Source organism: Paenibacillus sp. 01T443, from assembly GCF_056398325.1.
In genome coordinates this window covers 572,527-595,516 of record NZ_JBFTPE010000008.1, presented here as the reverse complement: position 1 = coordinate 595,516, position 22,990 = coordinate 572,527, and the positions used below count along the sequence as shown (strand labels likewise).

General features: G+C 48.2%; 18 protein-coding genes. All 18 read left to right on the top strand.

From position 1 onward, the window contains the following. On the top strand, nt 1-2,829 hold the full coding sequence (locus AC1DLI_RS16565) for a glycoside hydrolase family 3 C-terminal domain-containing protein (protein WP_477604375.1): 2,829 nt from the start codon (nt 1-3) through the stop codon (nt 2,827-2,829). 253 nt (nt 2,830-3,082) lie between these two features. Next, nucleotides 3,083-3,430: a hypothetical protein gene (locus AC1DLI_RS16560; RefSeq protein WP_477604373.1), complete on the top strand. Its 348-nt coding sequence runs from the start codon at nt 3,083-3,085 to the stop codon at nt 3,428-3,430. 176 nt (nt 3,431-3,606) lie between these two features. Next, entirely contained in the window at nt 3,607-5,409 is a 1,803-nt protein-coding gene (locus tag AC1DLI_RS16555) for a sensor histidine kinase (protein WP_477604371.1), read from the top strand. After that, nucleotides 5,402-6,958: a response regulator transcription factor gene (locus AC1DLI_RS16550; protein ID WP_477604369.1), complete on the top strand. Its 1,557-nt coding sequence runs from the start codon at nt 5,402-5,404 to the stop codon at nt 6,956-6,958. Before AC1DLI_RS16555 ends, AC1DLI_RS16550 begins: the two co-directional genes overlap by 8 nt. A 292-nt stretch (nt 6,959-7,250) precedes the next feature. Further along, the gene (locus AC1DLI_RS16545) at nt 7,251-8,210 is read left to right on the top strand and encodes an ABC transporter permease (RefSeq protein WP_477604366.1); all 960 of its coding nucleotides are present in this window, start codon (nt 7,251-7,253) and stop codon (nt 8,208-8,210) included. Nucleotides 8,211-8,222: 12 nt separating this feature from the next. Next, nucleotides 8,223-9,113, top strand: coding sequence for a carbohydrate ABC transporter permease (locus tag AC1DLI_RS16540; protein WP_477604364.1), 891 nt, complete (start codon nt 8,223-8,225; stop codon nt 9,111-9,113). Nucleotides 9,114-9,185: 72 nt separating this feature from the next. Further along, nucleotides 9,186-10,895, top strand: coding sequence for an ABC transporter substrate-binding protein (locus AC1DLI_RS16535; protein ID WP_477604362.1), 1,710 nt, complete (start codon nt 9,186-9,188; stop codon nt 10,893-10,895). 92 nt (nt 10,896-10,987) lie between these two features. Further along, nucleotides 10,988-13,012, top strand: coding sequence for a beta-galactosidase (locus tag AC1DLI_RS16530; RefSeq protein WP_477604360.1), 2,025 nt, complete (start codon nt 10,988-10,990; stop codon nt 13,010-13,012). A gap of 389 nt (nt 13,013-13,401) precedes the next feature. Next, nucleotides 13,402-13,854, top strand: coding sequence for a stage V sporulation protein AC (spoVAC, locus tag AC1DLI_RS16525; protein WP_477605037.1), 453 nt, complete (start codon nt 13,402-13,404; stop codon nt 13,852-13,854). A 1-nt stretch (nt 13,855) separates the two neighbouring features. Continuing rightward, nucleotides 13,856-14,869, top strand: coding sequence for a stage V sporulation protein AD (spoVAD, locus tag AC1DLI_RS16520; RefSeq protein WP_477604358.1), 1,014 nt, complete (start codon nt 13,856-13,858; stop codon nt 14,867-14,869). A gap of 6 nt (nt 14,870-14,875) precedes the next feature. Further along, nucleotides 14,876-15,226 (top strand): stage V sporulation protein AE, encoded by a 351-nt coding sequence (gene spoVAE / locus AC1DLI_RS16515; RefSeq protein WP_308998461.1) that lies wholly within the window; start codon nt 14,876-14,878, stop codon nt 15,224-15,226. Nucleotides 15,227-15,366: 140 nt separating this feature from the next. Continuing rightward, nucleotides 15,367-16,323 carry an AAA family ATPase gene (locus tag AC1DLI_RS16510; RefSeq protein WP_477604356.1) on the top strand — a complete coding sequence of 319 codons (957 nt, stop codon included), beginning with the start codon at nt 15,367-15,369 and terminating at the stop codon, nt 16,321-16,323. A gap of 4 nt (nt 16,324-16,327) precedes the next feature. Continuing rightward, complete coding sequence (locus AC1DLI_RS16505; protein ID WP_477604354.1) at nt 16,328-17,575, top strand: DUF58 domain-containing protein; 1,248 nt, start codon at nt 16,328-16,330, stop codon at nt 17,573-17,575. After that, the gene (locus AC1DLI_RS16500) at nt 17,572-19,827 is read left to right on the top strand and encodes a DUF4129 domain-containing transglutaminase family protein (protein WP_477604352.1); all 2,256 of its coding nucleotides are present in this window, start codon (nt 17,572-17,574) and stop codon (nt 19,825-19,827) included. Before AC1DLI_RS16505 ends, AC1DLI_RS16500 begins: the two co-directional genes overlap by 4 nt. Before the next feature lie 197 nt (nt 19,828-20,024). Continuing rightward, the gene (locus AC1DLI_RS16495; protein ID WP_477604350.1) at nt 20,025-20,549 is read left to right on the top strand and encodes a YqeG family HAD IIIA-type phosphatase; all 525 of its coding nucleotides are present in this window, start codon (nt 20,025-20,027) and stop codon (nt 20,547-20,549) included. Further along, nucleotides 20,549-21,673 carry a ribosome biogenesis GTPase YqeH gene (yqeH, locus tag AC1DLI_RS16490; protein WP_477605035.1) on the top strand — a complete coding sequence of 375 codons (1,125 nt, stop codon included), beginning with the start codon at nt 20,549-20,551 and terminating at the stop codon, nt 21,671-21,673. The genes AC1DLI_RS16495 and yqeH overlap by 1 nt, the downstream gene beginning before the upstream one ends. A 29-nt stretch (nt 21,674-21,702) precedes the next feature. Continuing rightward, the gene (gene aroE, locus AC1DLI_RS16485) at nt 21,703-22,572 is read left to right on the top strand and encodes a shikimate dehydrogenase (RefSeq protein WP_477604348.1); all 870 of its coding nucleotides are present in this window, start codon (nt 21,703-21,705) and stop codon (nt 22,570-22,572) included. 71 nt (nt 22,573-22,643) lie between these two features. Further along, nucleotides 22,644-22,949, top strand: a complete 306-nt coding sequence (yhbY, locus tag AC1DLI_RS16480; RefSeq protein ID WP_308998467.1) for a ribosome assembly RNA-binding protein YhbY — start codon at nt 22,644-22,646, stop codon at nt 22,947-22,949. Nucleotides 22,950-22,990: the final 41 nt, after the last annotated feature.

The following is a 22,990-nucleotide window of genomic DNA, read 5'->3' as shown; positions in this document are numbered from 1 at the left end:
ATGACAACGAATACGCATTTTCCATTTCAAAATACCGAGCTTCCGCTGGAAGAACGGGTAACGGACCTCGTTTCCCGGTTCACGCTCGATGAGAAAATTGATTCCATGGTGCAGTATCAGCCTGAAATCGAACGCTTAGGGGTGAAGCCGTACAAGCACGGAACAGAAGCGGCACACGGAATGGCTTGGCTTGGTGAAGCGACTACGTTTCCGCAGCCGATCGGCCTGGGTTGTACTTGGAATCCCGTGCTGCTCAAAGAAGTGGGTTCTGTCATTGGGGATGAGGCTCGCGTCTACTTTCAGCGCAACCCTGCCATTAACGGCTTGACCCTTTGGGCACCGACTGTAGATATGGAGCGCGATCCGCGYTGGGGACGGACGGAGGAAGCTTATGGAGAGGATCCAAAGCTGACGGGAGAGCTGACGGCATCGCTCGTGCAAGGCATTCAAGGAGATCATCCGCTTTATTTCAAAGCGGTAGCCACCTTGAAGCATTTTATCGGCAATAATAACGAAATCAATCGCGGCAGCTGCTCGGCGAGCATCGATCCGCGCAATATGAAGGAATATTATCAAGCGGCGTTTAAGCCGGCCTTCGTTAAGGGCGGCGCGCATTCCATGATGACCTCGTACAATTCGGTTAACGGTACGCCGACGATTTTGCATGAGGACGTAAACAAAGTGGTTAAAGAAGAGTGGGGCATGAACGGCTTTATCGTTAGCGATGCCGGCGATCTTCTCGGGATCGTCAATGATCATAAATATTATGATTCCTATAAAGATGCAGTCGCGCATTCCATCAAAGCGGGAATCGACAGTATTACCGATGACAAGGAAAAATCATGCACCGCTATTCGCGAAGCTTTGGCTGACGGACTGCTGACGGAGCAGGATTTGGACAAAGCACTCATCAATACATTCCGCGTTCGTTTCCGCCTCGGCGAATTCGATCCAGCCGAGCAGAATCCTTATGCCGATATGCCGGAATCGAAGCTTTGCGCGCCTGAGCATGGTCAGCTGTCGCTGCAGGCTGCCCGCGAGTCCATCGTATTGCTGAAAAATGATAACAAGACATTGCCTTTGGACAAAGAAAAGCTCAATCATGTAGCCGTTATCGGACCGCTTGCCGATGTTGTATACCGCGACTGGTATTCCGGTTCCCTGCCGTATAAAGTTACGCCGCTTGAAGGTATCCAAAGCAAGCTGGCCGGCAAAACGGTCACTTATAGCAGCGGAAATGACCGCGTTGTGTTGAAATCAGCGGCAAACGGCAAAGCGCTTAGCGCTTCAGCTGACAACGAAAGCCGTCTGCAAGCAAGCGATTCGGCTGCGGCTGGCGAAACGTTCGAAATAACCGATTGGGGCTGGGGCAGCTACACGCTAGAGAGCAAAACGACTGGCAAGCTGCTTACGAGCGCCGATGATGTGAATATCGCTGCGGCAGCAAGCGAAGCGTTCGGATGGTATGTGAAGGAAGTATTCAAGCTGGATGAGCAATCCAATCATCAATTTGCGATCCGCACTTGGAACGGTAAGCTGGTTACGGCTCCTAACGCTGGTGCAGATTCGCTTCAAGTCACGGAGTCAGCAGAGATCGGCGTAAACGAGCTATTCACAAAGGATGTGATTGCGGAAGGAATCGCTGAAGCGGTAGCGGCAGCTAAAGCTGCGGAAACGGCAATCGTTGTCGTGGGCAATAATCCGCTGATTAACGGCAAGGAAGAAATTGACCGTCCAAGCCTTGACCTTGCCGCATCTCAAAACGAATTAATCAGCGCTGTATACGCAGCGAATCCGAATACAGTCGTTGTCGTCATCGGCAGCTATCCGTTTACGCTGAATGCGGTTAATGCGCAAATTCCAGCGATTATCTATCTGTCTCATGCGGGACAAGAGCTGGGTAACGCGATCGCAGATGTATTATTTGGCGATTACTCCCCAGCAGGACGTTTAAATATGACCTGGTACAAATCAGAGGAGCAGCTTACGGATCTGATGGACTATGATATTTTGAAGGGCAAAAGGACGTATTTGTATTTCGACGGAGAGCCTCTATATCCTTTCGGTTATGGACTCAGCTACGGTTCCTTCCGGTATAGTCCGCTGGAAATTACAAATGACGCGGCAACTATTGACGGTAGCGTGACGGTTCGCCTTCAAGTGATGAATACGTCCGACATGAAAGCCGACGAGGTCGTTCAACTGTATGTTCGTACGGAAGGCTCCAGAGCCCAGCGTCCACTGAAGAAGCTGGTCGGCTTTACGCGCATTACACTGCAGCCGGGCGAGACGAAGGATGTTGAGCTTGTCGTACCGGCTGAAGAGCTTGCTCTCTGGGATGTAACGCGTGATCGCTTCTGCCTTGAAGCTGCAGAGTATACGTTCAGCGCAGGAGGCTCCTCCGCTGACGTGAATGCTTCCGCTTCTATCCGAATCGATGGCGAAATTATCCCTGCGCGCAATCTATCGATGCAAACCCGCGCGGAAAATTATGATGATTACGCAAATGTTTATTTGGACGAGAGCAAAGAAGGCGGAACGGCGGTGCGGTTGTCGCAAGCTGAAGGCTGGATCAAATTCGCCGACGTGGATTGGTCGAACGGCTCCGCAGTATTCGAGGCCCGAGTTAGCGGCGGCGAACAAGGCGGAGAGCTTTCGATTCGAATTGGCGGATCGGATTCGGCGGTTATCGGCTCAAGCACGGTTGATGCCAGCGGAGAGCAAGTGTGGCAAAACGTACGAATTGAGCTGCCGGACGCGAAACCTGATGGAGATTTGGTTGTCGGGTTAAAGGGAAGTGTGAAGCTTAGCAGCTTCCGCATCCATTAATCAAATAAGTACCGAGCAACGCGCGGAGCTGTACAAAAGGCCGAAAGAGGCCTGGTACAGCTCCGCTTTTTTTTGGAAAATAAGAAAGTATAAATTGTATCCACATATGATGCTATTATTTCGCTGCGAAACGGGATTTTACCGCCAAGCACGGCGTCATCCATTTACGCTTACGACTGCGGTTGCTTTTTCGCGAAGCCTTCTTTATCCTTGAAAGGAGTATTTAACATCGGCAGAGGAGCTTAACTTATTTATGAATGGGATGGAAATCAACTTATATCAGGATTGGATCGATACGGTAAAGGAAATATTCCGAGGCTCGGGGGTTCCGTTTCATGAAGGAATCAGCGACAGTGAGGTTGCTTTGGCTTACTTCATGCAAACCGCGCAATCAACCGAGGAGGCGGAAACGCTGCAAGAGCAGAATAGGGAACGTCTGGATTCGCTTCAGCAGATCATATTGGAAAATTTCCAAACGGTGATTCTACCGGATATTCGCGCCAGAACAAACTATGTAGGCGATGATTTTGTTTTTAAATGGGTTTACAATAAAGGCGAGCATATCGTTGAACAGCATTCGTCCTACCGTATTCCGCTCTAATCAGAGCGGTTTTTTCTATATAAAATAATAATTCAATCAACAATGTCTAATTTTTATATGATAAAATAACGAATAAGTCATGTATGAATGCGTCTATACCCGCTTTATAATATAGGATGCTTCAAATTATGCGTACAAAAGTAAACGCTTTCCTTTGAGAAGGAGGAGCAGCCTATATGATGATGAGCATCAGAGCGCTGGCACTTAAAATGAACAATATTCGAATCAAAAACAAGCTGATTTTTTCTTTTATCCTCGTCGTATTCGTGCCTGTGCTAATTGTCGGGATTTTTCTAACGGTAGCTTTTCGCCAAAATGTGCTTGATCAAGCGACCCAGCAGATTACGAATAACGTGGAACGAATTAAGAAGCAAACGCTTGATATCATTCGAATGCCGATCGAGATTTCGGATAAGCTGCTTGTCGACAGCCGGTTAACGAATGTCGTCAATACACAATACAGCTCCACCTTTGATGTCGTAAAGGCCTTTTGGGATTATCGTGATTTTCGCGACTATATCCATTTGTACAGCGAGATTTATAACATTCGCTTCTATACGACGAACATGACGATTTTAGACAATTGGGAGTTTCTGAAGCTTACGGAGTCGACAAAGGAACAGTCTTGGTATAAATCAGCCATGGAACAGGATGGCATTCATTGGGCATATATCGCCGATGAAACGAAAGAAAACCGCCATTATTTAAGTCTCATTAGAAAAATCACGTTTCCTACCTATCGGACAAGCGGCGTCCTCGTTATTGGCGTTAATCAAGACGAACTGAACGCGATGATCAGCCAAGAGCCCTTTGATACGATGATCATTGATGACAGCGGCTATATGATTGCGGCAAAAAACCCCAAGTGGGTCGGCAAGAATATCGATGAACTGGACTTTGCCAGTCAATTAACGGATAAGGCGGAGGGGACCTACGAATTTAAATATGATGGCAAGCCGTCCAAAATCGTTATCGAGGATCTGCTTCCCGAATCCAGCCATAACGGCCTGAAAATCGTTTCTGTATTTACAATTGACAGTATCGTAAGCGGGGCTAACCGCATCAGCTTGCTTGGCTTCGGTATCATTATGCTAAGTTTGGTCATTGCGTTTGTTCTGATTTATATTTTTTCAACCATATTGGCAAAACGGATGCTTGTGTTGAACAAGGATTTAAACAAAGTAGCGATGGGTGATCTGAATGTTATTTCTCACGTGACAGGAAATGACGAGATCGGTATTCTTTCCAAGCAGTTCAACAACATGGTGGTCAGCATCCGGGGCTTGATGGATGAGGTTACGGAGTCACATAAGCAGCAAGCCCAGCTCCAACTTAGGCAAAAAGAGATTAAGCTCAAGATGATGGCCAGCCAAATCAATCCGCATTTCTTGTTCAATGCGCTTGAATCGATTCGCATGAAGGCGCATATAAAGGGCGAGACTGAGATATCCTCAATCGTTCGCATGCTGGGCAAGATGATCCGACGAAATTTAGAGATTGGCACGAGGAAAATTGCTTTGAAGGAAGAGCTTGAAATCGTACGCTGTTATTTGGAAATCCAAAAATTCAGATATGGGAATGACCGTTTAACCTTTCACATCGATGTAGATCCATCTGGCCAAGAGATCGAAATTCCTCCGCTTATCATACAGCCGCTTATTGAGAATGCGGTGGTGCATGGCCTGGAAAATATTGCGGAGGGCGGTTTCGTTTCGGTAACGGCGAAGGTGAGCGATCGAATGCTTCGCGTAGAGGTTTCCGATAACGGGGTCGGTATCAGCGAAGACAAAATCAATCAAATCAATACCGCGCTATACGATATGGAAGAAGAGGAAGAATACCGTATTGGGCTGCGAAATGTACATCAACGGCTCGTTATGACTTATGGAGACGGCAATGGCTTGACACTGAGGAGCGAGCCGGGCGCCGGAACGCGAATTACTTTTGAAATTCCGATAGGGGGTCATCCTTTTGCATAAAGTAATGATTGTCGACGATGAGCCAATGATTCGAGAAGGGCTGCAAACCTTGGTCGACTGGAACAAATACGGGTTCACGGTTGTGGGAATTGCATCTAACGGCCGTGAGGCGGTTGAAAAGCATGCAGCGCTCGCTCCCGATTTGATACTAATAGATATTCGGATGCCCGGTATGGACGGGCTTCAAGCGATAGAGGAAATAAGAAAAACAGACAGCGTCTGTCATTTCTTAATATTGAGCGGTTATGCGGAATTCGATTATGCAAAGCAGGCGATTGCGCATAATGTGGACGGTTATATTTTGAAGCCGATTGATGAGGACGAACTGGAGAGCTATGTTGAGCGGATAGCGGGCCAGCTCAAAAGTAAATCCGAGCAGCAGCAGAATACGGAGCAGACGAACGTGCTCCTGCGGGAAGAAATGCTGCAGCAGCTGGCAGCCGGGAAGCTCGATCCGGATTTGGCCGGGAGTCAAGACCTGAAATCCTTATTAGGGGAGCCGGCGAAATATTATCAGCTGCTGCTAATAGAGCTCTACAGCAGGGAGCATTCTCTCACGATGAATGCTACGCTTAAGAAAAAACTGGCGGATATCGTAACGCAAAAGCAGATCGGATGGGCTTTCTCGGCAGAGCCTTATGTCGGCATATTGTTGAAGGACTATTTGCTGCAAAATGGCTCGCAAGAGCAAATGAAGCTTTGGATTGAAGAGTGCTGCGGAACGAAGGTGAGATTTGTAGCGGTTGCCAGTGAACCGGTCCGCGAACCGAAAGAGCTCATGCTCTCTGTTCAGTCGGTTAGAGGCTTGCTTAAACAGCGTTTCATGCTGCAGGGACAGCATATTCATTTCGCCGCTGTATCCGGAGAAGCTAAACCATTGGCGCCCAAGCAGGAAGAGGAGCTTTCAATAGAGACTCTTGCCCAGAAGCTTTACTACATGATTGATATCGGAAGTAAGGACGGCGTAGACAAGGCGATTCAAGAGGCGTCGGATCATATTTGCGCGCACGATACGGCGGAGCAATTCGTCAAGTCTAGCTGGGCGCAGCTGCTCACGATTGTGCTGAATAAAGCAACGACATCGAATCCCCAGGTTTCGGTACAGGAGGATCTATCGATGATTACCGCGCTGTATCTCGCCCATCATTATCAAGAAATGATCGTACAGCTGCAGCAGCGTTTGTCGGATCTGACGGTGAAAATCGGGAAATCCGACAGCTTGTCTGTCATGAAGCAAATGACGGATTTTATTGAACGCCACTACAGCGAGAATATTAAACTGGAGACGCTTGCTGACCTATTCAATTACAACAGCGGGTATCTGGGTAAAATGTTCAAAAACTATACCGGCGAGCATTTCAATACGTATTTGGATCAAGTGCGCATTCAGCACGCGATCGAGCTTTTGCAGGAAGGGCTTAAAGTGCATCAAGTTTCAGAACGTGTCGGCTATGCGAATGTCGATTATTTCCATAGCAAATTCAAAAAGTATAAAGGCGTTTCTCCTTCTTCTTTTAAGAGTATCTCGGGCAAATCGGTCTCTGAATAGCAGGGGACCCGTAACCGAATGATAGATATAATCAAATAACGCCTATATCGCCGTGCTCTTGAAGCAGCCAGTGATATAGGCGTTTTTTTTATGCGCTTAAATATAACCAATGGTTATGAAAGCGCTTGAAAGTGCGTATTTTGATATGATTTTAGAACTAATTTACCGGGTGTAAGAGTGTGGCCCTCTTCGTTTATGATAAGTACAGATAAGAGAGGGTAAGCTACACAGACAAAGAGGAAGCTTACGAACGACGTTTTTGCCTGGTGCAAAAACAATAGGAGGAGCAGCGATGAAACCGCTAACAGAAGGTAGCCCGAAAATAAGGTCGACAAACAAAAAGAACCAATTCTGGTTCAAAGCATTCCAGCAGCGTTATTTGTACTTAATGTCATTGCCATTCGTCATCTGGATATTCATATTCAGCTATGTACCGGTATGGGGCTGGTTAACCGCTTTTCAAAATTACAAACCAAAAAACTCCATATTGGATCAAAAGTGGGTCGGGCTTGATAATTTCATTGAGCTGTTCCAAGACGAAAGATTTTATATCGTATTGCGAAATACGCTAGCCATGAGCACGATGGGATTGATTGTCGGATTTACAATCCCAGTTATTTTCGCGTTATTGTTAAATGAAATGAGAGGACAGTTCTTTAAACGTTCGGTTCAAACCATTTCGTATTTACCGCATTTTGTATCCTGGGTTGTTGTGGCGGGACTCGTGTCCAAAATGCTGTCGACAGACGGCGGCGCCATTAACCAATTGCTGATGTTCTTGAACATTATTGATTCGCCGATACAGTTTATGGCAAAGGGCGAATGGTTCTGGGGTATCGTTACGCTGTCCGATTTGTGGAAAGAAATGGGCTGGAATTCGATCATATTCCTTGCTGCAATGGCAGGAATCGATCCTGAGCTTTATGAAGCTTCGACGGTTGACGGCGCAGGCCGGTTCCGCAAAATGTGGCATATCACGCTGCCAGGTATCCGGACAACCTTCATGGTGCTATTCATCCTGTCGATCGGACATTTGGTCAGCATTGGCTTCGAAAAACAGTTTTTGCTAGGAAATCCTCTCGTATCCGATTTTTCAGAGGTACTCGACCTGTATGCGCTTAAGTACGGTATTCAAATGAGCCGATATTCGTATGGTACGGCAATCGGTATATTTAACTCCGTAGTCAGCATCCTATTAGTGTTTATCGCGAACGGAATATACAAACGAGTCACCAAAGAATCAATCATATAGGAGGAAACGCATATGCAAGGTACTATCAGAAATACGGGCGACAAAATATTCGATATATTCGTATATGTATTCATGGTTATTGTCGCAATTGTAACGTTATATCCATTCCTCAACGTACTCGCTATATCATTCAATGATTCTGTGGATACGGTGAGAGGCGGACTAACCATATACCCTCGTGAATTTACGCTCAAAAACTACGAGACGATATTCGGTTTCGATGGACTGCTTGTCGGTTTCAAAAACTCCGTATTGCGTACCGTGATCGGTACAGCAATCGGCGTACTATCCGCATCGATGATGGCTTACACGCTTAGCCGTCCCGATTTCCAAGCTAGAAGATGGATGTCAGTCGCATTCGCCTTGACAATGTATTTCTCGGGCGGCCTGATTCCGGGCTTCCTGCTTATGAAAAATCTTGGCTTGATCGGCACTTTCTCAGTTTATATCATTCCTGCACTCCTCAGCGTTTGGAACGTGTTCGTTGTTCGCTCCTATATTGACGGGCTTCCTTACGCGCTTCAAGAATCAGCCAAAATCGACGGAGCGAATGATTGGACGATATTTTGGAAGATTATCCTTCCGCTATGCCAGCCCGTGCTTGCGACAATCGCTTTGTTCATTGCGGTCGGCCACTGGAATTCCTGGTTTGACACATACCTGTTCAACAACAGGAGTCCCGAGAATACGACGCTGCAGTACGAGCTGATGAAGGTGCTGCTGTCCACGCAAACGGGCAGTAATTACCGCGACCCGAATGCGCAGCAGGCTATCGCATCGGTTTCACCTGAATCCATTAAGATGGCAATTACGATTGTCGTTACCGTTCCAATCTTGATGGTATATCCTTTCCTTCAGAAGTATTTCGTGAAGGGTATGACGCTTGGAGCTGTAAAAAGCTAAATTTGGTAATAGCAGGTATCCTGTTATATACATGTTTATCACGTACAAGAAAAAAAGGGAGGCTTTCCAGCAATGAAAAGAAAGATGCAGATGGCACTAAGCTTGATGTTGGCACTTGTATTCGTATTCGTCACCGCATGTGGCAACTCGAATAACGAAGGCGTCACGAACAACGGTACGACAAATGAAGCGACCAATTCGGCAAACGAAGGCGCAGCGGCTGAACCGATTACCATTCGTGTAGCATCAGGAGACAACAACGCGAACTGGGATGACATGCAATCCGATGTCGGTAAATTTATTCAAGAAAAAACAGGTATCACGATTAAACAGGAATTTCCTGTTGGCGGTACCGATTCCGATATGTTCGCACTTATGGTGGCAAGCGACGATTATCCGGACCTAGTTATGCCAAAAGGAAGCGCAGGCAAATTGGTTGATGCCGGCGCAATGATTGACCTTCGTCCATTGATCGAGGAGCACGCGCCGAACCTGAAAAAGGTTTACGGCGAATACTTCAACCGCCTTCGCTGGAGCGAGGATGACGATGCGATTTACATGCTTCCGCAAGACGGTGTTGGCCAAACTTATTTCGAAGCAGGCGGCGGCTTCCAATTGCAGCACCAAGTACTTGAAGCAGCTGGCTACCCTGAAATCAAAACCGTTCAAGATTATGAAGCAGCAATCAAAGCTTACATTGAGAAAAACCCAAAAACGGCAGACGGCCAACCGACAATCGGTATGTCGCTTAACGGCGGCGAGTGGCAAATTCTGATTTCCGTAACAAACCCTGCATTCTATGCTACGGGCGCTCCTGATGACGGCGAATTCTATGTAAATCAAGAAACTCATGAAGCCATTATGCACTACCAACGTCCTGAAGAAAGAGAATATTTCCGCTGGTTGAACCACATGAACGATATCGGCTTGCTTGACAAAGAAAGCTTCGTTCAAAAATACGATCAATACAAAGCTAAAGTGGCATCCGGGCGTGTTCTTGGCCTTATCGATCAAAACTGGGATTACGGCGATGCGGAAAACGCGTTGAAAGCAGCAGGTAATTTCAAAGCGACTTACGCTCGTTTCCCCGTAACATTGAATGAAACGTTCCAAGATCACTCGTTCCAAGGTACGGGCTACCTCTCCGGCTACGGAATCGGTATTACGAAGAACGCTAAAGATCCTGTACGTTTGATTAAATTCCTTGATTACCTTGCTTCCGATGAAGGCCAAGTACTCGTTAACTGGGGTATCGAAGGCAAACATTATAACGTAGAAGATGGCAAACGCGTCATTCCTGCGGATGTTCAAGCTCAAAAATCGAACGACAACAACACTTTCAAGAAAACAACGGGCATTGGCAACTACTTGATATCCGCTCGTTACGGCGACGGCGTGAAGGATCCATCCGGAAACTACTATACAACGACATTCCCGGAGCAAATCCAAACGGCTTATTCCGAAGAAGACAAAAAGACGCTTGCGAAATACAATGCGACAACGTATAAAGATCTGTGGCCTGCAGACGATGCATTCCCAGAGCRTAAATACGGCGCAGCTTGGACGCTTCCTTTCGAAACAGGCTCCCAAGCAAACGTTATTTTCCAAAAAACGCAAGATATTATGAAAAAACGCATTCCGGAAGCTATTCTTGCTAAACCGGCTGACTTCGACAAAATCTACGATGCATTCCTGAAAGATCTTGAAGATGCAGGCGTAGAAAAATTGAATGCCGAGTTCACGAAAATGGTGCAAGACCGCGTAGCGCTTTGGTCCAAATAAGTTTAAAATAAGCGAGGAAGGAGAGAGCTCATTTGATGAGCTCTCTTCACGCGTTCACAATGTGCATAGAATGAAAGGAGAAACAGAATAACATGATAAATGATAAACTTCCGAAAATATGGTATGGCGGCGATTATAATCCGGAGCAATGGGACGATGAAACAATGTCGGAGGATCTTCGCATGTTTAAGCTTGCGGACATTGACGTTGCGACTGTTAACGTGTTCTCATGGGCCCGCATTCAGCCAAGCGAGGAATCCTATGATTTTACTGAGCTGGATAAAATAATCGACAGGCTTCATGGCGACAATATCGCTGTATGCCTTGCTACGAGCACGGGGGCTCATCCTGCCTGGATGGCTAAGCGTTACCCAGATGTTACCCGCGTTGACTATGATGGCCGCAAGCGTAAATTCGGCGGGCGCCACAATTCATGTCCAAGCAGCCCTACATACCGTAAATACACGAAGTTGATCGCCGGTAAATTAGCTGAGCGGTACAAAGACCACCCATCGCTTGTTGCATGGCATATTTCGAATGAATACGGCGGCTATTGCTACTGCGACAACTGCGCCGACGCTTTCCGCGTATGGCTTCAAAAGCGCTATAACACGATTGAGCAATTGAACAAAGCATGGTATACGAGTTTTTGGGGGCATACGTTCTATGATTGGGATGAGATTGTACCTCCTAATGCGCTAAGCGAGGAGTGGGGAGGAAACCGCACCAACTTCCAAAGCATTTCGCTAGACTATCGCAGATTCCAATCTGACGCCTTGCTTGACTGCTATTTAATTGAATATGATGAAATTCGTAAGCATTCGGCTAATATTCAAATTACGACCAACTTAATGGGCACTTATCCGGAGCTTGATTATTTTAAATGGGCTAAGCATTTGGATGTTGTATCTTGGGATAACTATCCTTCCATTGACACTCCAGTCAGCTATACAGCTATGACGCATGCGCTAATGCGCGGCCTTAAGAGCGGGCAGCCGTTTATGCTGATGGAGCAAACGCCAAGCCAACAGAACTGGCAGGCCTACAATGCCTTGAAGCGTCCTGGCGTTATGCGTCTTTGGAGCTATCAAGCGGTCGCTCATGGCGCGGATACCGTTATGTTCTTCCAGCTTCGCCGCTCCATCGGTGCATGCGAGAAATATCATGGCGCTGTTATTGAGCATGTGGGGCATGAGCACACGCGTGTTTTCCGCGAATGCGCGGAGCTCGGACATGAGCTTACCAAGCTTTCTGACAAGCTGCTCGATTCACGGATTGACGCGAAGGCAGCGATCATATTTGACTGGGAGAACCGCTGGGCTGTCGAGCTCTCAAGCGGACCTAGCATAGCGCTTAAATACGTGGATGAGGTTCATAAATATTATGATGCGCTGTTTGAGCTCAATATTCAAACCGATATGATCAGCGTCGAAGAGCAGCTCGACCAGTATGATCTGGTCATTGCTCCGGTCATGTATATGGTTAAGCCCGGCTTTGCGGAGAAGGTCGAAGCCTTCGTTGAGCGGGGAGGCACTTTCATTACAACCTTCTTCAGCGGCATCGTGAATGAGAATGATCTGGTAACCACAGGCGGATATCCTGGCAAGCTTCGCAAGGTTCTTGGCATTTGGGCCGAGGAGATTGACTCTCTGCTGCCAGGTCAGCAAAACCAAATGGTTATGAAAAAGGTAGACGGAGCTTTGAGCGGAACTTATACATGCAGCTTGTTATGTGATTTGATTCATTCCGAAGGCGCGGAGGTTGTTGCGGAGTACGGCTCTGATTTTTACAAAGGCATGCCGGCAGTTACTGTAAATAAATTTGGCAAAGGGGAAGCTTGGTATATCGCTTCCAGCCCTGATGGGCATTTCCTTCAAGGCCTGCTTAGCAATCTTTGCAAGGATAAAGGAATCGAGCCTTTACTTGCAGCGCCTTCCGGCGTTGAAGTCACGCGCAGAAACAAGGACGGAAAAGCATATACCTTTATTTTGAATCATAATTCGGAGGCGGCAGAGCTCGAGCTGGGCGTTCAGCCGCGTCCTGAGCTATTGACCGGAGAGCCTGTCAGCGGCACACACAGCCTTGCAGCCAAAGGCGTTATGATTATTGAAGAGTAACTTTGCCTAGAAAATTCGATGTACACAAGCTCTCTGACTGGGTATTAGGCATATGCTGTAGTTATAAGCCCGATGTGAGGGGAGCAGCGTTTGTGTCGAAAAAACGGCAGCGTTATTTATTGAGCATACTTGTGCTTGTATTGTATGTATTGCTCGTTCTTTTATTGTTAGCGATATTAATTTGAGAAAAGGATTGTCCAAGACGTATGCATTCGTCTGAGACAATCCTTTTTTTTGCTGGAATATTGCTTCCTGCTATTACAAATAATGAACGAGAAGAAAGTAATGCGGATACGGAACCTCGAGCTTATGCCTAACGAGATACCGTGCCGGAAAAGGAGGATGGCGCAGTGGCTACAAAAAGCAAAAGCCGAAATAACTACAAAAAAATGGCGATGTCACCGAAGGAATATCAGTCTTTCGCGAAATCCATGGAGCCGCCAAGAGCGATTTTGGGAAACTGTTTGAAGGCATTTGTTTTTGGCGGAGCAGTATGCGTGCTTGGACAAGTCATTCAAGAACTTTATGTTCATTTGATGGGAATGAGTCAAGAAGCAGCAAGCAACCCCACGGTTGCGACGCTTATCTTAATATCCGTTATACTGACGAGTCTCGGCGTGTATGACAAAATCGCGCAATGGGCCGGTGCCGGATCCGCTGTTCCCGTAACCGGGTTTGCGAACTCGATGTGCTCGGCAGCATTGGAGCACCGGAGTGAAGGCCTTGTGCTCGGCGTGGGCGGAAATATGTTTAAGCTGGCGGGATCCGTCATCGTATTTGGTACAGTAGCTGCTTTTTTCGTCGGAATTGCCCATCTCATACTAGGTACTGGGGGTCAGTAATATGCTGCGTGGGAAGCAAACGTGGTGGTTTGAGAAGCGCCCGGTTATTATTGGCGAAGCAACTGTGGTCGGCCCTGACGAGGGAGAGGGTCCGCTCGCGGCTGATTTTGATCTCGTTCATCCCGAACTTGATATGCAGCAGAAAAGCTGGGAAAAGGCGGAGAGGCTCCTGCTTGAGCAAGCATCCGAATTTGCCATTCAAAATGCAGGTATACAGCGTGATCAGCTTCAATTTTTTATTGGCGGAGATTTGATGAACCAAATCATTAGTAACAGCTTCGCAGCTCGCTCGCTCGGTGTACCCTACATCGGCGTTTTTGGCGCCTGCTCAACATCGATGGAAACTCTTGCGCTCGCTTCATTACTCGTGAATTCCGGAGCAGGCACGCATGTGCTTGCCGGAACATGCAGCCACAATTGTACGGCGGAGAAGCAATTTCGTTATCCAACCGAATACGGCTCTCAGAAGCCGCCCACAGCACAGTACACCGTAACGGGGGCAGGCGCTGCCGTCGTAGCTGCTGAAGGAAACGGCCCAGTCGTTGAATGTGCGACAATCGGCAAAGTAATCGACTTAGGGATAACGGATCCTTTTAATATGGGAGCAGCGATGGCGCCGGCCGCTGTCGATACGATACAAGCTCATTTTAATGATACCGGCCGTACGCCCAGCGATTATGACTTAATTGTAACGGGAGATTTGGCTGGAGTAGGTCATCCGATTGCGAAGGAACTGCTCTTGAAAAACGGGGTGCCGATGAATGATACGGTCTTTAGCGATTGCGGCCTGATGGTATATGACGTGCAGAAGCAGAAAGTGCAAGCTGGGGGAAGCGGCTGCGGCTGTTCTGCTGTAGTGACCTATGGGCATTTGCTTAAACGAATCAAAAAGGGTGAATTAAAGCGAATTTTAGTTGTTGCTACTGGCGCATTGCTCTCACCGCTTTCGTTCCAGCAAGGGGAGAGTATTCCTTGTATCGCGCATGCTGTCGCCATTAGCGCAAAAGGAGGGTAAATCAGTATGATTTTTTTATGGGCCTTTCTAGTTGGCGGAGGAATTTGCGTGATCGGTCAGCTCATGTTTGATGTGCTTAAGCTGACTCCGGCTCATACGATGGCGACGCTGGTGGTTATCGGTGCCATCGTTGACGGCTTTGATTTATATGAGCCTTTGGTCAAGTTCGCAGGAGCGGGAGCTACCGTTCCGATCACAAGCTTCGGTAATGCGCTCGTTCACGGGGCATTGACCGAGCTGCATAGTCAGGGGTGGATTGGCGTCATTTCCGGTATCTTTAAAGTCACCAGCGCCGGCATCTCTGCAGCTATTATTTTCTCCTTTCTGGCAGCACTGGTGGTCAGACCAAAAGGATAATAAATATAGGACATAAGTTGGAGGATCCTGTGGGATCTTCCAATTTTTTTTGTAGCGAAAAAGTTTGTGTACGGGAAAGGAAGTACTGTAAAATAGTAGTATTGAGTATGTACTTTAGCGTTATTTCGGGAGGTAATGGAATGGATATTCGTCCTGCAGACATGCAATTATGTGCTACTATTCTACGAAACTTAGAAACTTGTATCCTTGGTAAACAGGAAGAAATCCAGAGATTGCTCATCGCCGTTATTGCAGGCGGACATGTTCTGTTGGAAGATGTGCCCGGCACAGGTAAGACGCAGCTGGTGAAAGCGCTGGCAAAGTCAATCGGCGGGCAATTTCGCCGTATCCAATGCAATCCTGATTTACTTCCTACCGATATTACAGGCGTTTCCATCTATCATCCCAAACAGGAAACCTTTATTTTTCGACCGGGTCCGGTTATGTCTAATATACTGCTAGCCGATGAAATAAACCGAGCTACAACGAAGACTCAATCCGCGCTGCTTGAGGCGATGGAAGAGGGGCATGTTACGGTTGATGGAGACACTTACGAGCTTCCGCGTCCGTTCGTACTGCTTGCTACCCAAAATCCAATCGAGTTTGAAGGCACCTATACGCTCCCTGAGGCGCAGCTTGACCGCTTTATGATGAAGCTTTCGCTTGGTTATCCGAGCGAATCGGATGAGCAGCGAATGGTGTTATCTAATGAAGGAATCCATCCGTCTGACCGCATTGAGCCAATGATTAATATATCGGACATGATTCATATTCAAGAACAAGTATTACAGGTGCACATCGATGATGCGGTAGGAAAATACCTGGTAAGCCTAATAAGAGGTACGAGAGAGCATACGAACGTCATGCTAGGGGCTAGTCCCCGCGCAGCGCTGGCGCTCGCAAGAGCGGCTAAAGCGAGTGCGTATATCCAGGAGCGTACATTTGTAACGCCTGATGATGTGAAGGAGCTGGCGCCACATGTTCTTTCCCACAGGCTATTGCTTCGTACAGAGGCCAGAATGAACGGGCTTAAAGCGGAGGACATCATCGCGCAGGTGATCCAGTCCACGAAAGTGCCGGTTCGGCTAGAGCGATAATCAGATGGCAGCGGCTAAATCTACGAAGCTGCGCTGGCAGCATGTCGCCGTTATTTATTTGACTAGTCTTTTTTATTTTTTATTTCAAGGCGGCAAAACCGCAATGATGCTCTTTATGATCTTAAATCTATTACTCATTTATTTAGTGCTCGGGCGTTGGAGCGGCATAAACAAAGTAACGGGGAGCAGAAGTTATTCGGTGCCAAGCATGAACGCACTCGATCAGTCCCTATCGGCTGGAAGCTCGCTTGAAGTAAATCTTACCATGAAAATCCCAGGCTATTACCCTTTGCCCTATGTTATCGTTAGGGACCAGCTCCAACGTCATAACGGGCAAAGGATGGCCTTTGAGACCTCCTTTGTGCCGAATTGGAAACGCTCGGGGCAGGTGGCGTACCAGACACCTCCGCTGCTGCGCGGGGAATATCGTTTTACGCACACGCAGTGTTTGTCTTACGATGTATTTGGTTTATTCGAACATTCGGGCCAGTTCGGCACGGAGACCGTGTTCAACGTGCTTCCCCAAACGGTGCCGCTAAGACAATGGAACGGGATCCAACGCGGAATTCGCGGACCTTACTCCCATGCCGTTGCTACCCGGTCCGCGAAGGAAACAACACAAATAAACGGCGTCCGGGAATATTTATACGGCGACCGCTTATCGCGCGTGCATTGGAATGCGACGGCCAAGACGGGGGAGTGGAAATCAAAGGCTTTCGAACGAGAGTCATTACCGCGTACAGTTGTCATCCTAGATCGTCATGCAAAAGGCTATTCCGGGGAGTTGACAACCCGCTTTGAATTAGCCGTATCCGCGGCAGCTTCGCTGCTGGAGAACGGTTTGAAGGATGATACGGCTATGGGCTTGCTTTCGATTGGTGAGTCGTTGACGATGATTCCCCCTAAATCGGGCGTGGATCAACGGAATGCGATGATGAGGCATCTTACTTTTGTTAATGCGGATGCGGTCCGGCCTTTGTATGCCTCGCTGCAGCAAGCGGATACGATTTTAGAGCCTGGCAGCTTTGCTGTCGTGATTACTCCGGAGACCGGTGCTGACGTGATACGAAGCATGGAGTGGCTTTCCCGAAAAGGAATGACGCCATGTTTGCTGCATATTTCATCCGTTGTTGACGCTCTTAGCCCTAATACGTCTTGGAAGCATGTGATGCGTGAGCGCGGCTGGCCAGTGTTTGAAATTCGCCAGCTCCAAGAGCTCCCCGCTGTCTTAGAAGGGAGTGGTATCGCATGAAGCGCAGCATGGTATCAATAGGCCTTTATCTTGCAGAAAATTGGTTCGATAAGCTCAGATTTATTTTTATTGCCATCATTTTATCCAATACGATTACGATATTTGAAGGCTATTGGTGGGAGGAAACCTTCTCCATTGTCTATTACACGCTGTTTGCCGCAGTGGCAATCGATGTTTTGCTGCCTGTTCGGATGAAGCTGCTAAAACTGCTGCTTCAAGCGGTAGCGGCGATAGTTATTACCTCCCGGATAGCAAAAATGGACTGGCTGATCGCAACCCCGCAGCGCTGGGAGGAGTGGATCTGGTGGCTGCAAGTCCATACCGCGCAGTTAAATCCATTTATTTGGATCAGCTTGGCTTTACTTCTTTTATATATCCTGTTCGGAATATGGACAGCCACGCGCGTGCGGATGTTCGGCTTCGTCGGTGTAAGTATCCTTGTCCTAACCATTGCGGATTCCTTTACGCCAATCTGGCTGTGGGATGAAGTAGGGATGGTTGTTTTCATAGGCCTGCTTTGGCTGGTAGCCAGTCATTTGTCACGGCTGCAGCGTGAGCATCCGAAGAGCTGGAGGGAGCTGATCGAATATCCGCTGCAATTAATTCTGCCGATTGCGCTCGTACTTACCGTGCTGATGACTGTCGGTCTAAACATGCCGTCCTTGTCGCCGCTTCTGCAGGATCCTTATACAATTTGGAAGGAAGCAAACGGGGAGCAAGTACAAGTATTCCTGGGCGATAAAGGAACGGATACGATAACGCCGAACAAAACCGGCAATGCGAGCTCTGGCTACAGCCGCAATGATGATCAGCTGGGCGGAGGGTTTGAATTTGATTATTCGCCGATGATGACCGTCACAACCTCGCATCGCAGCTACTGGCGGGGTGAATCGAAAGCGATCTATACGGGCGCCGGCTGGATGGACGTTGATTCGAAAACGAGCGGTGAAGTTCTTGTTTCGGTCCCTAAAGGTGAGGCACTCGTCTCACTCGATCCTACTCCGGCAGCGGGTACAACCAAGATTGATCAAATCGTTACGATGGTGCGGAAGGATGTTTTTCCAGTTTTGTTCGCGGCGGCCCCGCTTACGAGCGTAAACTGGATGGATGATGACACAGCATCTTTGCCGTCAGGCTTAAGATGGGAAGCGTCCTCCGGCGAGCTGCGATTATTGAATTGGTCCATGAAAAACCGCAAATATCCACAAACCTATTCAGTCACCTCTTCAGTGCCTATTATTGATGAAGAGCTGCTGAGGGAGACAACGGCGGGCTGGCCCGATCAGGCAGCTGCGTCGAGAAATGCTTATTATTTGGAGCTGCCGGACACATTGCCGGATCGCGTCAAGCAATTGGCAAAGGAAGTAACCGCGGAAGCCACCAACGACTATGACAAGGCAAAATCGCTTGAAGCTTATTTAAGACTTAATTATACCTACAATAACTTGCCGGATGAATCCAAGCTTACCGGGTCGTCGCAAGATTTTGTGGATCAGTTTCTATTTGAGCTCAAAGAGGGCTATTGCGATTATTTCTCTACCTCTATGGCTGTCATGGCAAGAAGCTTAGGACTTCCCGCCAGATGGGTAAAAGGCTTTGCCCCTGGTGTGCTGCCGATTAGCGATTACGGTCCGCCCGGCGCGTATTTGGATGAGAATATTAATCCGAGCGGCGCCGGTACGTATACGGTTCGGAATTCCGACGCCCATTCCTGGGTAGAAATTTATTTTGACGGGTTTGGCTGGATTCCTTTCGAGGCAACAGCGGGCTTTACCTTCCCGTACACTTTAGCGGAGGATGAAGCTCCTGCTCTGCCGGACGTAGATACGGAAGGCAGCGAGGCTGATGCAGTCAGCAGCAATGAGAGCTCATCGAGCTCGAAGGTGTGGGCTTGGAGCGCAGGATCACTCTTGTTCATTGCGGCAGCCGTTTGGCTATTCATTCGTCGCGACAAGCTTGTTTTGGCCTGGCGCAAGCTGCGTCACGGCTCCTATACTTCGAATGACCGCATCGTAATTGAGACGCAGAAGCTGCTTCGTATTTGCAAGAAGCGCGGACTGGAGCGCGAGGAGCATGAGACGCTAAGGGAAGCGGTAATGCGATGGTCGCAAAGCCAGAAACGTCTGCGCGATGATTTTAGGGCGGTGCTAGACCGGTTTGAGCAGGCGAAATACAGTCCTTCCATGGCTTCATCGGAAGAAGCGGATCGTTTCGTTGTAAAAGTCAGATCAATCATCGATCAATTAAGGTGAAATTACGATTATTCTTATGGGAAATGGATCCATTATCCATAGGTTGGAATGATTTGGAATAACAAACCGAATTTCTTCATTTTACTTGAGCAAATACCGCTTGCCAGAGAAATTGGCAGCGGTATTTTTTGCAACAAATTTGGTTTGTATGGTATAGTTTCGTAAGATAGCAGGCAGAAAGCAGAGGGATATCCATTATGTTTGAACGGCTGTTGCCGCATATGCGCGTTAATACAGTTTATGAAATTAATTTAGATGAGCTGCATGCGAGAGGCGTTCGCGGCATCATTACGGATTTGGATAATACGCTCGTCGGTGCAAAGGAGGCGTTAGCTACGCCTGAGCTTGTGCAGTGGCTTGATTACGTGCGCTCACGGGGGTTTCAGGTTGTTATCGTTTCGAATAACAATGAGACCCGTGTTGGGAAGTTTGCAGCACCGCTGAATATTCCATATATTCACGCTGCTCGCAAGCCTGCTGGAAAAGCGTTCAGGAAGGCGCTCAGCGTACTAGGCCTAGCCGCAGATCATGCAGTCGTTATCGGCGATCAAATGCTTACTGATGTGCTTGGCGGCAACCGAATGGGACTTTACACCATTTTGGTTACGCCGATTGCTCCTTTAGATGAAGGAATCATGACACGAGTGAATCGCCGTATCGAACGTTTTGCATTAGTACGCTTGAGGAAAAAAGGGTTATGGTATGAGGGGGACACAAAGTGATGGAACAACAGCTTAGTCAGGCATCTGGTTCATGTGCGGGCTGCGGGGTGGCGCTTCAGACAAAAAGCTCCGATTTGCCGGGATATTTGCCGGAATCGGCTATAGGACGCGAACCGGTTATTTGCCAAAGATGCTTCCGGATTCGCAATTATAATGAGGCTTCATCCGTTGCGGTTGATCAGGATGACTTCTTAAAGCTGCTAGGCAGCATCGGAAACACGGATAGCCTGGTTGTGCACATCGTAGATTTGTACGATTTTGAGGGCAGCTTGATCTCAGGCCTGCAGCGGTTTGTCGGAAATAACCCGGTGCTGCTTGTCGTAAACAAGATTGACCTGCTGCCGAAAGCGATGAACGTCAATCGCCTAAGAAACTGGGTACAGAAGCAAGCGAAGGAAGAGGGCCTGCGTACAGTGGACGTCGTACTGTGCAGCGCGAAGCGCAACATGGGCTTTGAGCGCGTGATCGAAGCGCTCGAGCAATATCGCAACGGTCGTGACGTTTATGTGGTCGGCGCAACGAATGTCGGGAAGTCTACCTTAATCAATCGACTGATCCGTGATTACAGCGATATGGAACGCGAATTGACGACTTCAAGGTACCCGGGAACTACGCTCGATGCCGTTCATATTCCGCTTGAAGATGGCAAAGCGATTATTGATACGCCTGGAATCGTATATTCATCACGGATGACGGAGGTCGTACCGCGCAGCTTCCTCGGTTCTTTGCTGCCGGACAAGCCGATCAAGCCTCTTGTTTATCAATTGAATTCAGGCCAATCGCTGTTCATCGGCAGCCTGGTCCGATTTGATTTTGTCGAGGGCGATCGTCAATCCTTTACGTTTTATGTGTCTAATGCACTTAACATGCACCGGACGAAGCTTGAGCGGGCGGATGAGCTTTATGCCGATCACCGTGGACAATTGCTTGGCGGACCGTCGCTTGAAGAGCTGGAGACTATTCCGGCATGGACCAGACATTCACTGCGCGTAAAGCGCGGCGTAAACAAGGATGTATTCATTTCCGGTCTTGGCTGGATTCAGGTGAACGGCACCGGCGGAGCCGTAATTGATATCTACGCGCCCAAAGGCGTAAAGGTTATGCTTCGCGATTCAATGATTTAACGACATGGCACTTGGAAGGGGAATTCACTGTGACGAACGCGGGCGCAGGAAACCAGATTGATAGCAATACCCTTTTGTTTGGTGTAATCGGCAATCCGATTAGACATTCAAAATCACCGATCATGATGAACCGTGCCTTCCGGGAAACGGGAATCAACGGCGTATATACGGCATTTCACGTAACCGCTGACCGCATCGGAGACTTTGCGGCAGGCGTTCGCGCAATGGGGATTCGCGGCATTAATGTCACGATCCCCCATAAGCTGGACATCATGTCGGTGCTCGATGAGATCGACTCGAGCGCGCAAGCAATCGGCGCGGTAAATACGATCGTAAATGACGAAGGCCGGCTCATTGGCTACAATACCGACGGGATCGGATATGTACGTTCATTAAAGGAAGAAGCGGAAAGCGAGCTTACCGGCAAACGAATCGTTGTAATCGGCGCCGGCGGTGCTGCCCGCGGAATCATATTTGCCCTCGCAAATGAGATGCCCGCCCGCATTACGATTGCCAATCGTTCCGTTGAGCGCGCCAAGGCGCTTGCGGACTCATTGCAAGGGAAAGCCGAAATTTACGCGATTTCGAACGAGGAGCTGCAAAGCACGTGCCTGGATGCGGATATCGTGATTAATACGACCTCGGTTGGCATGTTCCCGAATACGGATGAGACACCGGTTGATGCAAACTGGCTTAAGCCGGATGCGGTTGCAAGCGATTTAATTTACAATCCCTTAAAAACGCGATTTCTCAAGGAGGCCGAGCAGCGCGGCTGCCGTATCCACGGCGGACTGGGCATGTTCATATATCAAGGCGCATATGCCTTCGAATATTGGACAGGCCAGCCGGCTCCGGCAGCGGCGATGCGAGAGACAGTCCTAGCTTCCTTACAAAGCTAACCCGATATTTTTTTATTGGTTATAAACAAATAAACAGACGAAACATCGAGATGAAAGAAGGAACCATTATTATGCTTACAGGTAAACAAAAACGTTATTTAAGATCACTCGCCCATCACATGACACCTATTTTCCAAGTGGGTAAAGGCGGCACGAACGATCACCTTGTTCGTCATATCGAGGAAGCCATAGAATCACGCGAGCTAATCAAGGTATCCGTGCTTAACAACTGCCTTGATGATCCTAGAGAAATTGGTGCGGAGGTTGCCGCGGCAGCTGGAGCCGAGCTCGTTCAAGTCATTGGGAAAACGATTGTCCTCTATAAGGAATCAAAGGACAACAAACAAATTGTGCTTCCTAGCGCAGCTCGCAAGTAAAACATTATGAATGTTCGGAGTTTGGTTGGCCATGCGGATTT